We start from the raw sequence: 14,150 nt of genomic DNA on the forward strand, positions 1-14,150 counted from the left end.
TTCCTCAATTTTGTATAATATAATTTGTCTGGTAATGATGGCGAAGAGGTCACACCCGTTCCCATACCGAACACGGAAGTTAAGCTCTTCAGCGCCGATGGTAGTTGGGGGATCTCCCCCTGTGAGAGTAGGACGTTGCCAGGCTAGTATTGTTCCACCATAGCTCAGCGGTAGAGCATTCGGCTGTTAACCGAAGGGTCGTAGGTTCGAATCCTACTGGTGGAGCCATGCTTCCATAGCTCAGTTAGGTAGAGCACTTCCATGGTAAGGAAGAGGTCACCGGTTCGAGCCCGGTTGGAAGCTTATACAAAAAAATTGGCCCGTTGGTCAAGCGGTTAAGACACCGCCCTTTCACGGCGGTAACACGGGTTCGAATCCCGTACGGGTCACCATAGTTTTTTCGTGTAGCGAAAATAACTTCCCTTTTGAAAATTACTATTAATATAAATTTACATTGGAGGATTAGCTCAGCTGGGAGAGCACCTGCCTTACAAGCAGGGGGTCGGCGGTTCGATCCCGTCATCCTCCACCATATCCCTTGGAGGGGTAGCGAAGTGGCTAAACGCGGCGGACTGTAAATCCGCTCCTTCGGGTTCGGCAGTTCGAATCTGCCCCCCTCCACCATTTTAACTTCGAAATGAAAATTCCGGAGTTTTTGTTTGAAGAAATGTATAAACTTCCCGTAATCAGAGATAATAAGTGAAGTTAGTTATCAATGAAAATTGGGTAAAGATAATACATAAGTTCAAGTTTCTTAAGCATTTTGGCGTCGTTATTATTCCGCCTATTTCCTTCAGAAATAGCCATAATAATATCTGCGGAGTTTGCTCATGTAGCATACTCTTAGAAGCTAATTGCAAGGAGCATATTCAATGGGCTATAGCCAAGCGGTAAGGCATCGCACTTTGACTGCGACATGCGTTGGTTCGAATCCAGCTAGCCCAGCCAACGTGCCATTAGCTCAGTCGGTAGAGCATCTGACTTTTAATCAGAGGGTCGAAGGTTCGAGTCCTTCATGGCACATAATTTCTTTAAAAGAAAGCTTTATTATAAACTTCATAAGGGGCCTTAGCTCAGCTGGGAGAGCGCCTGCTTTGCACGCAGGAGGTCAGCGGTTCGATCCCGCTAGGCTCCACTTCTTAATAAAGTTTAAGTCATAGACCTTTGGGTTTATGGCTTTTTTGTTTATTTTTTGGTTTCGTAAGGCTTTTACGTAATGGTTTTACTTGTACTTAAGGCTGAGATTACTCCCTGAGTGAATCGGGCGAAAATTTAGGATTACGGGCTATTTTTCTATCTAATCGGTCGAAATGTAAAATAACCGCTCAGTCTCAAATCGGTTCACCTAACTTTAACTTTAAAGTCATCCTCATAACTTTCGTACATAAGAAATAATCCAATAATTCCAAACTGCATATATATTCAAAACTATGTCGAGTTGAGTCATTTGATAGTTTCCCTATACAATAGAATTAGATTACATAAAGGGGGACACGATTCATGAAGAAAGATATCAGCATTATTGGAGTACCAATGGACTTAGGGCAGACACGTCGCGGAGTGGATATGGGTCCTAGTGCGATAAGATATGCAGGAGTAGTAGAGAGATTAGAAAGTTTAACAAAGACGATTGAAGATCTTGGAGATATCGAAATTGGCAGTAGAGAAAGAACAGCAACAAGTGAAAGTAACCTCAAAAATTTGAAAGCGGTTGCGGAGGCGAGCGAAAACCTGGCTTCTAAAGTAGATGAAGTCCTATCGAGTGGAAGGTTTCCTCTTGTATTTGGTGGAGATCATAGTATTGCAATTGGGACTATTGCTGGTCTTGCGAAGCATTACTCCAACATGGGAGTAATCTGGTATGACGCACATGGGGACCTGAACACAGGAGAAACGTCACCATCAGGTAATATTCATGGCATGCCGCTTGCAGTGAGCTTAGGAATAGGTGATTCTACATTAACGTCTATCGGCGGTGACCATGCTAAAATCAAACCAGAGAATATTGTTATCATTGGAGCAAGATCTTTGGACGAAGGCGAGAAAATACTAATTAAGGAAAAAGGCATTAAAGTATTCACCATGCATGAGATTGATCGGTTGGGTATGACTGCCGTAATGGAAGAGGCTATTGCCTACTTGAGGGAACGAGATACAGATGGAGTTCATTTATCTTTGGACCTTGATGGACTAGACCCTCATGATGCACCTGGGGTAGGGACACCAGTACTTGGGGGAATCTCGTATCGTGAAAGCCATCTGGCCATGGAAATGTTAGAAGAAGCAAATATCCTGACTTCGGCTGAATTTGTAGAAGTTAACCCGATTTTAGATGAGCGAAACAAAACCGCAACGGTCGCTGTAGCCTTGATGGGATCCTTGTTTGGGGAAAAACTACTTTAAATATTTTATCTAATAACAACCGTTGTACCTTTCCGCAAATGGCTTCGCTTTGCTTCAATTAACAGCTAATACATCTACTTTTAAGAAAAAACACCAGCAACTGATACTTAAGTAGTTGCTGGTTTTCGTTTAATTTGTAAGTATAGATATTGATTTATCAATGAATCAAGCGAGGTGCTCGCATCAATTACTTCCTTAGATTGAAGATGGTTAGATGAGGAAAGTCGAATCATTTCTTCTCTTTTTCTCTCAATAGCTTCTTGTAAATGGACGGTAGCATGGACGGCCACTATACAACACCCCTTATTCATTAGGCTTCATAAAACTAATAATAGTTGCTTTTACCCTCTTTTATCCTTTTTTAAACCAATTACAGTCAATATTTGTTAGAATATATTATATAGATAAGTTTTTCAAGAAAAATGAAACCTTTTAAGGCGAAGGCACGTATAACTAGTCGACCGCCAGACAACGGGGGAACGGAATGGAAGAGCTAATCAGAAAAAGAATAAAACAAATAAAAAAAGGCGATCAGGATGCATTTGCGGAAATTGTGGAATTGTTTAAGGACAAGATTTATCAATTGGTCTACCGAATGATTGGCAATTCTCATGAAGCCGAAGACATTGCACAAGAGGCTTTTATTCGTGCATATATTAACATCAACAGCTTTGATGTGAATCGCAAATTTTCAACTTGGTTATATCGAATTGCAACAAACCTGACGATTGACCGCATACGTAAAAAGAAGCCGGATTATTATTTAGATGCAGAAGTAGCAGGTACAGAAGGATTAACGATGTATTCCCAGGTTGCAGCGGATATTGCGTTACCTGAGGAGGAAGTGGAAACGATGGAGCTCCAAGGAGAAATCCAGCGCCAGATATTAAAGCTTCCTGATAAATACCGATCGGTAATTGTCTTAAAGTACATTGACGAGTTATCATTGATTGAAATCAGTGAGATTCTAGAAATTCCGGTCGGAACCGTTAAGACTAGAATTCATAGAGGGCGAGAAGCGCTGAGACAGCAATTGCGCCATGTTTAATTCTGGAGGTGTTATAAATGATGAATAAATGCCCGGAACATATCGTCCAGTATATGCATGAGTATTTAGATGGTGATCTAGAAAAAGAACGAGAAAAAGAGCTAAAAGCACATCTCCACGACTGCAAGGACTGCTATCAGCAGTTTCATGAGCTGGAGAAGGCGATTGCCCTTGTGCAAAGCACTTCTCATATATCTGCACCAAATGATTTCACGCAAAGAGTGATGAATAGTTTACCGAAAGAAAAGAAGACCATTGGTTGGAATCGTTGGTTCCGTTCCCATCCCATGCTTGTAGCTGCCGCCATTTTCTTTATTTTAATGAGCGGAAGTTTATTTGGAGGTTGGCAGGAAGAGAAGTTTGCATTTACGAATCAGCCGAATCTTGTCGTAGAGGATAATACCGTCGTTGTCCCAGAAGGAGAGGTAGTGGATGGGGATGTTGTCGTCAAGAACGGAAACATCCGTGTGGAGGGTGAAGTCAGAGGCAATGTGACAGTCATCAATGGCGATAACTACCTCGCCTCCGCAGGTCAAGTAACAGGTGACATTGAAGAAATTGACCAAGTATTCGAATGGATCTGGTACACCATGAAAGACGGTTTCAAAAAAGCGGTTGATGTGTTTAATGACTGAGCAATAACCTGTTGATCGCAGCGGAAGGCGCAAAGACTCCCGCGGGAGGATTGGGCAGGTGAGACCCCGCAACGGAGGAGGCCACGGAAAAGTGACTTTATTTTCCTCTTAAACACCGCTGTTGATTTCCGCAAATGGCTTTGCTTTCCTAGGGGCGGTGCTTGAGCCTCCTCGCTCCGCTGCGGGGTCTCAAGCTACCGCTATCTCCCTCAGGAGTCTTCGCCTTTTGCTCCAATCCTCAGCTAGGAATCGTAAAAAACTTTACGTTATCAGTTTTTCAGTAACCTACAACGGAGATCAACTGTCCAATGCTATACCCAAATGAGATGCTTGAAACAAATCAAGCATCTTTTTATATTTCACGGAGATTATAATAATATTGCAAAACATGAATTAATAGGCCATTTCTACCTGAATGTTGAAAATATGCTATAATAACATGGTTACGGTTTTCGTACTAGATACATAAATCTTGTACTGTTAAAGGAAGTGTGAGGATGCCTTTTGAAATACCTTTTGGAGATATGCCATATTTAAGTTATCTTGCTAATATCATAGATATTTTACTTGTTTGGTTTGTTATCTATAAGCTTATCATGGTCATCCGTGGTACAAAGGCGGTCCAGTTATTAAAGGGGATAACAGTTATTGTAGTGGTAAGGATCATTAGTAATTTTTTAGGATTCAGTACCTTACAATGGTTGATGGACCAAGCTTTGACATGGGGATTCCTGGCGATTATCATTATTTTTCAGCCAGAGCTTCGTCGCGCCTTAGAGCAATTGGGTAGAGGAAAGTTGTTTTCGAGAAGCGGGGTAGATGATGAGGAAGAGCATGCCAAAATGATTGAAGCAGTCGTTAAATCCGTGCAATACATGGCCAAACGCCGTATTGGTGCGTTGATTTCGATTGAACGAGAGACTGGGATGGGAGATTACATAGAGACGGGTATTCCGTTGCATGCAAAAGTGTCATCCGAGCTTTTGATCAACATCTTTATTCCCAATACACCACTTCATGATGGAGCGGTTATTCTGCAAAAGAGCCAAGTATCTGCAGCAGCTTGTTACCTTCCATTGTCGGAAAGTCCTTTTATATCAAAGGAGCTTGGAACAAGGCATAGAGCAGCACTTGGAATTAGTGAGGTAACGGATAGTATCACCATTATCGTATCAGAGGAGACGGGTAGTATATCTGTTACAAAGAACGGTGAGTTGCACCGTGATTTAGAACCTGAATTATTCAGCGAGCTATTGAAGAAGGAATTGGATATAAGTGAGAAAACCGCTACTTCAAATCGCTGGCAATGGAGGGGGCAGAAGGATGGATAAGTTTATCAATAACCGTTGGGTGATGAAAATTATTGCTTTATTGTTGGCTTTTATGTTGTACATGTCAGTCAGCATTGAGAATAGTTCCACCCAGCAGGCAGACTCTCCTCCTTCTCCTTTTTCCGGATCCACGGATGTGCAAACGGTAACAGATGTTCCGGTTGAAGCGTTCTATGACAGGGAGAACCTAGTTGTTTCCGGTGTGCCGCAAAGTGTTACAGTAAAACTAGAAGGTCCGACAGCATCTGTTAAACCAACAGCCTTGCAGAAGGATTTCGAGATCATTGCAGACCTTTCAAATTTGGGGATTGGGACTCATCAAGTAACGTTGGAGGCTCGCAATCTTTCTGAAAGATTAGATGTAGTAATTGAACCTTCAGTAGCTTCCGTTACCATCCATGAAAAGATTTCTGAGGATTTTCCAGTGGACGTTGATTTTATAAACAGAGGCCAAATGGAAGAAGGGTATCAGGCAGAGCAGCCAATCGTAAAGCCTAATATTGTGAAAGTAACAGGATCTCGTGAATTAATTGAAAGTATCGCATTGGTGAAAGCACGTGTTGATTTGAAGGGCGTTAATGAAGCTGTTGAACAACAGTCTCGTGTGACGGTCTATGACAGGGAAGGAAACACGTTGAATGTAGAAGTAAATCCTGCAGTAGTAGATGTGAGTGTTCCTATTACAAGTCCTTTTAAATCGGTTCCGTTGAAAATAAATCGCAAAGGGTCTCTAAAAGAGAACCTAAGTATTACAAAGATAGAAGCAGTACCAAATGAAGTAACGGTCTATGGACCAAAAAGCACTCTTGACAAGTTGGAGTTCATTGATAATATAGAATTGGATTTAACTCAGATTACGGAAAGCACAACCATTGAAGTTGATGTACCTGTACCGGATGGGGTGAAACGCGTTGTACCCGAGAAGGTCAAGATCAATGTAGAAGTGGAAAAAGAAGAGCAAAAAACGTTTACGAATGTCCCTATTCAACAAATCGGTCTATCAGAGGGCCTGGAAATAGAATTCATTGACCCGGAAACTGGTTTGATGGATCTTACGGTACTTGGTGCACCAAGCACCCTTGATGGAGTTAACAGCTCTGATATGGAAATGTATATCAATGTGACAGACTTGAATGCCGGGGAACATGAAGCCCCACTTGAGATAAACGGTCCGCAAAACGTTTCGTGGGACCTGCCAAAGAGAAATGTAAAGTTTAGATTAATAGAAGAAACTAATGAGTAGTAAAAGGAGAGATTTACGAAATGGGTAAATATTTTGGTACGGATGGAGTGCGCGGTGTAGCGAACTCGGAATTAACACCTGAATTGGCATTTAAAGTAGGACGTTTGGGAGGATATGTGTTAACAAAAGACCAAACTCGTCCGAAAGTGCTGATCGGCCGTGATACGCGTATTTCAGGACACATGCTGGAAGGAGCTCTAGTGGCAGGTTTACTATCCATTGGTGCAGAAGTCATGCGTTTAGGTGTAATCTCCACTCCTGGTGTGGCTTACCTGACTAAAGCACTTGGCGCCCAAGCTGGTGTAATGATCTCAGCTTCTCATAATCCGGTTGCAGACAACGGAATTAAGTTTTTCGGACCGGATGGTTTCAAACTTTCTGACGAGCAGGAAGCGGAAATTGAAGCATTGATGGATGAAGAAACAGACAGCCTTCCTCGTCCAGTCGGTGCTGACCTGGGTCAAGTAAACGACTATTTTGAAGGCGGACAGAAATACCTTCAGTTCCTAAAACAAACGGTGGATGAGGATTTCTCCGGTATTCACATTGCATTAGATTGTGCACATGGTGCGACATCTTCTCATGCTACCCATCTTTTTGCAGACCTTGAGGCGGACATTTCTACAATGGGTTCTTCTCCAAATGGTCTGAACATCAATGATGGTGTAGGATCTACTCACCCAGAGGCACTTGCACAATTAGTGTTGGATAAGGGTGCTGATATCGGTCTTGCATTTGATGGAGACGGAGACCGCATCATCGCGGTGGATGAAAAAGGACAAATTGTTGACGGTGACCAGATTATGTTCATCTGTGCAAAATACTTAAGCGAACAAGGTCGTCTTCGCCATAACACAGTTGTATCCACTGTGATGAGCAACCTTGGCTTCTACAAAGCATTAGAGGCTAACAATGTAGAAACAAAGCAAACTGCAGTTGGTGACCGTTATGTAGTAGAAGAGATGAAGAATGGTAATTACCTTCTTGGTGGAGAGCAATCCGGCCACATCATCTTCTTGGACTACAACACAACAGGTGACGGCATGCTAACAGGACTTCAGCTTGTAAATATCATGAAGTTAACGAAAAAGAGCCTATCAGAGCTTGCTGGTGAAATGACGAAGTTCCCTCAACTTCTTGTGAATATAAGAGTGACGGACAAGCACCGTGTAACAGAGAACGAGAAAGTAAAGGCTGTTATTGAAGAAGTAGAAGCGGAAATGAACGGAAACGGCCGCATCCTCGTTCGTCCTTCCGGTACAGAGCCACTTGTACGTGTCATGGCCGAAGCGCCAACTCAAGAGCAATGTGATGAGTACGTAGAGCGTATCGCAGCTGTTGTGCGCACGGAAATGGGAACAGAATAATTGATACGGTGAACGAGAAAGATATGCATATACCGCACTTATGGAGCGGTGGATGCATATCTTTTTTATATGGTGTGAGAAATTTGGTTAGCGGTGATGATAGCATGTAACGTTCTTGTTTGAAGGTATCAACGCGGTAAAAGGTTGAAGCGGTCGGCATGCATTGCATGCAGTGGAATTTGCATTTGTCCGAAGTTTTGCCGTTTTTGACCGAAGTTTCAGTAAAGTTGGCCGAAGATTTCCCGAATTTGACCGAAGATTGGACATAAATGTCCAAACATCGTCGATTTTTGACCGAACAGTGCCCATCAATTGTCCGAATCTACCCCTAAAACCATGCGGAAATGGCCGAACTGTATGGGAAAGTGTCCGAATGCTTTTATAACCTATAAAAAGAGCGCGAAATGCGCTTATTTTAACAATCAAAAGCGACATTTCCTATCAATTCCATGACCTTAGCCTAACTCAGTAACCAATCGTACCAAAAGCATAACTGAAAATGCCACCACCTTTGCATAAATTGGAAATAATCCACATAATTGTTGACGAATTGGGGTATGAAAGGTAAGATATTATTTGTTGCTATTCAAGAATGGAAAGGAGCATCAAAGCTACAGAACAATAACTAGATATACAAAGCGCCTGAACTAAGCGACGGACGAAACCATGCTTAGTTGACGAGGAGGAGGTTTATCGATCTATCGGCGGATGCCTCCCGGTTGCCAATCACAACCGACTTTAGGGACAGTTTAAAGCATAAAGGCAACTTTATGTACAAAGACTGTTACTATGATTGCAAAAATATTTTATAGGTAATGTGGGGACAGGATCGTCCCTTTCTATGGTGTGCTTTCTTGTCCCTGCAACTCTAGGGAGGAAATTATTTATGTGTGGAATCGTTGGATATATTGGAACACAAGATACAAAAGAAATTCTTTTAAAAGGTCTAGAAAAGCTTGAATACCGAGGATATGACTCTGCTGGTATCGCTGTTATGAACGAGAGCGGCGTACACGTATTCAAGGAAAAAGGCCGTATTGCAGACCTTCGCGGAGTAGTGGACAATGACGTTTTAGCATCCACTGGAATCGGTCACACTCGCTGGGCAACTCACGGTGTACCAAGTCAAGTAAATGCGCATCCACACCAAAGCACGTCTGGACGCTTTACACTTGTACACAACGGAGTAATCGAAAACTATTCACAACTTAAACGCGAACACTTACAAGGCGTAGAGCTAGTAAGTGAAACAGACACAGAAGTAGTTGTACAAATCATCGAGAAATTTGCAAACGAAGGACAGCATGTGGAAGAAGCGATGCGTCGCACTCTTTCTATCCTTAAAGGATCTTACGCGATTGCTTTACTGGACAACGAAGATCCAGAAACAATCTATGTTGGAAAAAACAAAAGTCCTCTATTAGTTGGAGTAGGCAAAGGTGACTTCAATGTAGTGGCAAGTGATGCAATGGCGATGATTCAGGTGACGGATCAATTCGTTGAGCTGATGGACAAAGAGATGGTTATCGTAAAGAAAGAAGCGGTAACAATCAAAAAGCTGAACGGTGAAATCATCGAGCGCGCGCCATACACGGCTGAACTTGATGCAAGTGATATCGAAAAAGGCACATACCCACATTACATGTTAAAAGAAATCGATGAGCAGCCATTAGTAATTCGTAAGCTCGTCCAAAAATACCAAAACGAAAACGGCGAATTGACAATTGACTCTGATATCATCAACGCTGTGAACCAATCTGACCGCATCTACATCGTAGCAGCAGGAACAAGCTACCACGCAGGTCTTGTTGGAGCACAGATGATCGAAAAGCTTGCGAAAGTACCTGTAGAAGTACACGTAGCAAGTGAGTTCAACTACAATATGCCAATTCTATCTGAAAAACCGCTATTCATCTTCATCTCTCAAAGTGGAGAAACAGCGGACAGCCGTGCAGTACTTGTACAGGTAAAAGAGCTAGGATACCCGGCACTTACTGTTACAAACGTACAAGGATCTACACTATCCCGTGAAGCAGATTTCACATTGCTACTTCACGCTGGACCTGAGATTGCAGTTGCTTCTACAAAAGCTTACACGGCTCAACTTGGCGTTCTGTCCATTTTCGCTGCAGTACTAGCAGAATCTAAAGGACACAACCTAGAATTCGACCTAGTGCAAGACTTAGGAATCGTTGCAAACGCAATGGAAGTTCTATGTGACGCTAAAGAAGAGCTAGAAGACATCGCTCGCAAGTTCTTGGCAACAACAAGAAACTGCTTCTTCATCGGTCGTACAATGGACTATTATGTAGGACTTGAAGGTGCATTAAAACTTAAAGAAATCTCTTACATCCAAGCAGAAGGATTTGCTGGAGGAGAATTGAAGCACGGAACAATCGCCCTAATTGAAAATGGTACTCCAGTTATCGCCATCTCCACACAAGAACAAGTGGACCTATCTATCCGCGGTAACGTCAAAGAGGTAGTAGCACGCGGTGCCAACCCATGTATCATCTCCATGAAAGGCCTAGAAACAGAAGAAGACAGCTTCGTTGTACCACCAGTAAACGAACTACTTTCTCCACTAGTTTCTGTAATTCCGTTGCAACTGATCTCTTACTACGCAGCACTTCACAGAGATTGTGACGTAGATAAGCCACGTAACCTTGCGAAAAGTGTTACGGTGGAATAATAAATGATTAAAAAGACTCAACCGATTGGTTGGGTCTTTTTATTTTACTTTCAAAAAAATGAAATTTTCAAAGCCGAAAGAAATGTAAATATGTGTTCACTGACATTATTGTTAGTAACTATACAATAATGTCGGTAACTAAACATTATAGATAGTTTGTTCAGCATACTATGGGAGATGTAAAAAATAATGAACCGTGGTCAAAGAATGTTTTTGAATGAATATGGAGTGTGGTCAAATTAAATATGCAATTATTAAATTTAATCTTAAATAAGTTTATCCTAGTATTTTGTTGAAATAAACTTCTAAAGGAAGAGGTAAAACCTGACGATAATATAATTACTGATATAGAACGTTGAAAGACCTTCTGTACTTGGGGGTTTGTAGGTTTAGGAGTTAACGCCACCGACTAATCATAAATTTGTTGAGTAGTTCATTGTAGCACACCATGAGGAGATATGATTGAGAAATACAGAGGACTTTAGCATTATTAAGCTTAATCACAGTATGCTTTCATTAGGAAAGTAGTTATTGCACCATGTATTAAGATTTTTAGATACATAATTAGGGGTAAAAAGGGATTTGTTCATAGCTTCCCCCACCTTTCCGAGAAAGTTTTCACTCTTCTAGCAACAATTAGAAACCATTCATCTTGTCCAGACAATCTCGGAATCCCATTTTAAATGAGTAAAGTCATTTTGAAAAAAATAAAGAAGGAAACATAGTACTTTAAACAGAAATTGCTAATCTTAATTAATCATCTTTTAGAGAAAAAGAGGGAAGTCATCATGTTTTTATTCAAAACGATTCGTCAACGTATTTTAGCATTAATACTCTTCTTATTAATAGGAACAAGTATTGTCGGAGCAACATCTATTTATTTTCAAAATGACATGGAAGCCAAGTATGATCACTTTTTAGCAAACATGCAAGTATCAGTAAGTTTAAAAGAATTTGAAACCATTTTAGTTGGTATTTCTAATGATGAGCGAGGATTCCTTTTAAAACAAGACCCTGCATTTTTAGACCAGATAGTAGAGAAGCAAAAGGAAGCTTTATCTCATTTGGAAAAAGCAAAGAGTCTGATTGATGAAGAGGAGCAAGTATTAATTGGGGACGTTGAAAAAGCCTTTGCTTTATATAATGAAGCACACGAAGGAATTGTAACAGCGTATGAAAATGAGGACATAGAAAAAGCAGTGGAGATTCATTTCATTGAGCAACGTACTATTCGTAAAGAAACACTATCTCCTGCAATTGATAAGTTAGTTTCAAAAATTAATACGGAGGTTCAAGAGAATAAAGCAGAACTGAATCAAATTGAATCAAAGAGAGTAGTATACCAAGTATCTTTTATCGTAACTATCATTCTAATAGGTATTATAATTGGAACTTTATTTGCTCAGTCTATTGTCAAACCATTAAAGCTACTAAATAGTCAGTTTAAAGAATTAGCGACTGGAAATGGAGATCTTACCAAAGAGATAAAGGTGAAAAGTAAAAATGAACTAGGAGAACTAGCATCTTCCGTTAACCAATTTTTATCTACCCTGCGTAGTTTAATTGTAAATGTTAGTAACCATTCGAACTTGGTGGCTTCTTCGTCTGAAGAATTACAATCTGATGCGAAAAAAATGACTCGAAATGGGACGAACATTAACGACTCTATTCAACAATTAGCAAGTACGGCTGAGACACAAAACGCAATGGCTAATGAATCCGCTACTGCTGTTGAAGAAACAAGCACCGGCATTACTTCTATTGCTGAAAATGCTTCTAATGTATCTGAATTATCAAATATGGCAACAAGTAAAGCCAGTGAAGGAACGCAGGTAATTACAGATTTAGTAGAGGGAATTAAAAATTTAAGTAAAGAAATTAACAACACAGCTCAAAAAATACAGCATTTAGGAGAACGGTCTTCTGAAATCGGTAACATCACGACAATTATTCAGGACATCTCTAAACAAACAAGTTTATTGGCGTTAAATGCCGCAATTGAGGCATCTCGCGCTGGCGAATCAGGTAAAGGTTTTGCGGTAGTTGCCGATGAGGTACGTAAATTGGCAGAACAATCTTCTCATTCCTCAAAACAAATAACAAGCCTAATTGAACAAGTCCAGTCAGAGACGATTACTACTATTAACTCGATTGAAACAACAAAGCAGATTGCGTTACAAGGTGTGACAACTGCTAATCTAACGAATGAAAAATTCCATGAAATCGTGAAGTCCATGGAAGAAATGAGAGTAGAGATTGAAAACATATCAGCTACATCAGAACAAATTAGTGCAGGATCTGAAGAGGTTTCAGCCTCTGTACAAGAGATGGCTAGTTCATCAACACATTCATTTGATATAGCCAAACAAATAGCATCATCATCAGATAATCAAATGCTATCAATTGAAAATATTGATAACTCTGCCACTTCATTATCTAAGCTGGCAGTAGAGCTTCAAGAATTAGTTAACAGGTTTAAGGTATAACACTTACTTTATCGTTAAGTGTATGAAGTTTTAATTGTTGTCTGATGAGTGAGCTTTAAACGTTAGAGAAAGATTTCAGAAGTCATTTAGGAGTAGAATAAAGAGGGAAAAACCAGGTTTTTAAAGACCTGGTTTTTCTTTTCGTTGCATAAAATACCGCTTATTCGCTGCAATATACTATACAGGTGCTCATATGGCAACAGGATTTTTTACTTTTCAATTATCATCCAAATTTAAAATCCAATTTGGAATTCTTCTGTTTTTCCTACCTTCTTTTCTTTATCATCAAAAACCTCACTAGTCTGGATAGACAGACTCTTCAGCTCTTCAGGTGTGCTTTCATCAATGATAAATGCAAGGCTTCCCACTTTTTCTTCACCTGGCTTTAGTTCGCCGTTTAGCTTTTCAAGGTAAAAGTCGTCTTCCCAAGTCACGGTTTCTCCTTGGTCGGTAGTGAGTTTTGCTACAGGGGCAAAGTTAAGGGTCTCTTTGCTGTTGTTTTTTACTTTTACATTTACTCTTACATACGGGAATTCGACTTCTTGGTGCGTAAAGCCGTGGAAATAGTCCACTAAGTCAGGAGAAGGTCGTAAGTTCATTACCTTCACGTCAGCAATGGTCATCGTGATATCGCCAATTTGTTTCGTTTCGTTCAAGTTGGCGTATTGGTTAAGTGTGATGATGCCATCCGCATCTTCCAAAGTTTTGCCCACCTCTGTAAGGTTACTATCATCCGGGGCTTGTGGGCTGTCTTGGAAGGTTTGCGAAGTGGTATCCGTTGATTCCGTCTTCGTTTCGTTTTCCGATGCAGACACTGCTTCTGAGGTGTTGTTCTCTTTTCCTGTGTTCTCAACAGAGCAACCGCTTAGGAGTAGCGCTGCAATTCCTATGATGAAATAACGTTTGATTGGCATGAAAAGTACCTCCTAAAAATGAAGCATTCCG

At 40.8% G+C, this 14,150-nt stretch carries 10 protein-coding genes, 8 tRNA genes and 1 rRNA gene; 17 read left to right on the plus strand and 2 right to left on the minus strand.

Going from position 1 to position 14,150, the window contains the following annotated elements; translation table 11 throughout:
• Positions 1-27 precede the first annotated feature (27 nt).
• The 10 genes from rrf (at position 28) to rocF (ending at position 2,403) form a co-directional block, all read left to right on the plus strand.
• A 5S ribosomal RNA gene (gene rrf / locus AAV98_RS13465) occupies positions 28-144 on the plus strand.
• Positions 145-153: 9 nt separating this feature from the next.
• Positions 154-228, plus strand: a tRNA-Asn gene (locus AAV98_RS13470).
• Position 229: 1 nt separating this feature from the next.
• Positions 230-303 (plus strand) — tRNA-Thr (locus AAV98_RS13475).
• Positions 304-317: 14 nt separating this feature from the next.
• Positions 318-392 (plus strand) — tRNA-Glu (locus tag AAV98_RS13480).
• A gap of 64 nt (positions 393-456) precedes the next feature.
• A tRNA-Val gene (locus tag AAV98_RS13485) sits at positions 457-532 on the plus strand.
• 8 nt (positions 533-540) lie between these two features.
• Positions 541-624 (plus strand) — tRNA-Tyr (locus tag AAV98_RS13490).
• Between the two features lie 249 nt (positions 625-873).
• Positions 874-948 (plus strand) — tRNA-Gln (locus tag AAV98_RS13495).
• A gap of 2 nt (positions 949-950) precedes the next feature.
• A tRNA-Lys gene (locus tag AAV98_RS13500) sits at positions 951-1,023 on the plus strand.
• 39 nt (positions 1,024-1,062) lie between these two features.
• Positions 1,063-1,135: transfer RNA gene (locus tag AAV98_RS13505), tRNA-Ala, on the plus strand.
• A gap of 365 nt (positions 1,136-1,500) precedes the next feature.
• Positions 1,501-2,403 (plus strand): arginase, encoded by a 903-nt coding sequence (gene rocF / locus AAV98_RS13510; protein ID WP_060666090.1) that lies wholly within the window; start codon positions 1,501-1,503, stop codon positions 2,401-2,403.
• A gap of 107 nt (positions 2,404-2,510) precedes the next feature.
• Here rocF and AAV98_RS13515 read toward each other — a convergent pair whose 3' ends face one another.
• Complete coding sequence (locus tag AAV98_RS13515) at positions 2,511-2,693, minus strand: aspartyl-phosphate phosphatase Spo0E family protein (protein WP_060666091.1); 183 nt, start codon at positions 2,691-2,693, stop codon at positions 2,511-2,513.
• Between the two features lie 194 nt (positions 2,694-2,887).
• Between AAV98_RS13515 and sigW the strand changes: the two genes are divergently transcribed.
• The 7 genes from sigW (at position 2,888) to AAV98_RS13550 (ending at position 13,205) form a co-directional block, all read left to right on the plus strand.
• A complete protein-coding gene (gene sigW / locus AAV98_RS13520; protein WP_060666092.1) occupies positions 2,888-3,451 on the plus strand; it encodes an RNA polymerase sigma factor SigW in 564 nt (187 codons plus the stop codon).
• 20 nt (positions 3,452-3,471) lie between these two features.
• Positions 3,472-4,086: an anti-sigma factor family protein gene (locus AAV98_RS13525; protein WP_060666178.1), complete on the plus strand. Its 615-nt coding sequence runs from the start codon at positions 3,472-3,474 to the stop codon at positions 4,084-4,086.
• A 509-nt stretch (positions 4,087-4,595) separates the two neighbouring features.
• Complete coding sequence (cdaA, locus tag AAV98_RS13530) at positions 4,596-5,417, plus strand: diadenylate cyclase CdaA (RefSeq protein ID WP_060666179.1); 822 nt, start codon at positions 4,596-4,598, stop codon at positions 5,415-5,417.
• A complete protein-coding gene (locus AAV98_RS13535; RefSeq protein ID WP_060666093.1) occupies positions 5,410-6,660 on the plus strand; it encodes a CdaR family protein in 1,251 nt (416 codons plus the stop codon). Before cdaA ends, AAV98_RS13535 begins: the two co-directional genes overlap by 8 nt.
• A 20-nt stretch (positions 6,661-6,680) precedes the next feature.
• Entirely contained in the window at positions 6,681-8,027 is a 1,347-nt protein-coding gene (gene glmM, locus AAV98_RS13540; protein ID WP_060666094.1) for a phosphoglucosamine mutase, read from the plus strand.
• An 886-nt stretch (positions 8,028-8,913) separates the two neighbouring features.
• On the plus strand, positions 8,914-10,719 hold the full coding sequence (glmS, locus tag AAV98_RS13545) for a glutamine--fructose-6-phosphate transaminase (isomerizing) (RefSeq protein WP_060666095.1): 1,806 nt from the start codon (positions 8,914-8,916) through the stop codon (positions 10,717-10,719).
• Positions 10,720-11,507: 788 nt separating this feature from the next.
• Positions 11,508-13,205, plus strand: coding sequence for a methyl-accepting chemotaxis protein (locus AAV98_RS13550; protein WP_060666096.1), 1,698 nt, complete (start codon positions 11,508-11,510; stop codon positions 13,203-13,205).
• A gap of 233 nt (positions 13,206-13,438) precedes the next feature.
• Here the strand turns inward: AAV98_RS13550 and AAV98_RS13555 are convergent, their stop codons facing one another.
• Positions 13,439-14,119 carry a DUF4352 domain-containing protein gene (locus tag AAV98_RS13555; protein ID WP_060666097.1) on the minus strand — a complete coding sequence of 227 codons (681 nt, stop codon included), beginning with the start codon at positions 14,117-14,119 and terminating at the stop codon, positions 13,439-13,441.
• Positions 14,120-14,150 lie beyond the last annotated feature (31 nt).

The organism is Bacillus sp. CHD6a (assembly GCF_001293645.1).
Taxonomy (GTDB): Bacteria; Bacillota; Bacilli; order Bacillales; family Bacillaceae_I; genus Sutcliffiella_A.

Bases quoted from the DNA above. Each gene is read 5' to 3' on its own strand.
- rocF (WP_060666090.1), top strand. From the start codon at position 1,501: ATGAAGAAAGATATCAGCATTATTGGAGTACCAATGGACTTAGGGCAG.
- sigW (WP_060666092.1), top strand. From the start codon at position 2,888: ATGGAAGAGCTAATCAGAAAAAGAATAAAACAAATAAAAAAAGGCGAT.
- AAV98_RS13525 (WP_060666178.1), top strand. From the start codon at position 3,472: ATGAATAAATGCCCGGAACATATCGTCCAGTATATGCATGAGTATTTA.
- AAV98_RS13535 (WP_060666093.1), top strand. From the start codon at position 5,410: ATGGATAAGTTTATCAATAACCGTTGGGTGATGAAAATTATTGCTTTA.
- glmM (WP_060666094.1), top strand. From the start codon at position 6,681: ATGGGTAAATATTTTGGTACGGATGGAGTGCGCGGTGTAGCGAACTCG.
- glmS (WP_060666095.1), top strand. From the start codon at position 8,914: ATGTGTGGAATCGTTGGATATATTGGAACACAAGATACAAAAGAAATT.
- AAV98_RS13550 (WP_060666096.1), top strand. From the start codon at position 11,508: ATGTTTTTATTCAAAACGATTCGTCAACGTATTTTAGCATTAATACTC.
- AAV98_RS13555 (WP_060666097.1), bottom strand. From the start codon at position 14,119: ATGCCAATCAAACGTTATTTCATCATAGGAATTGCAGCGCTACTCCTA.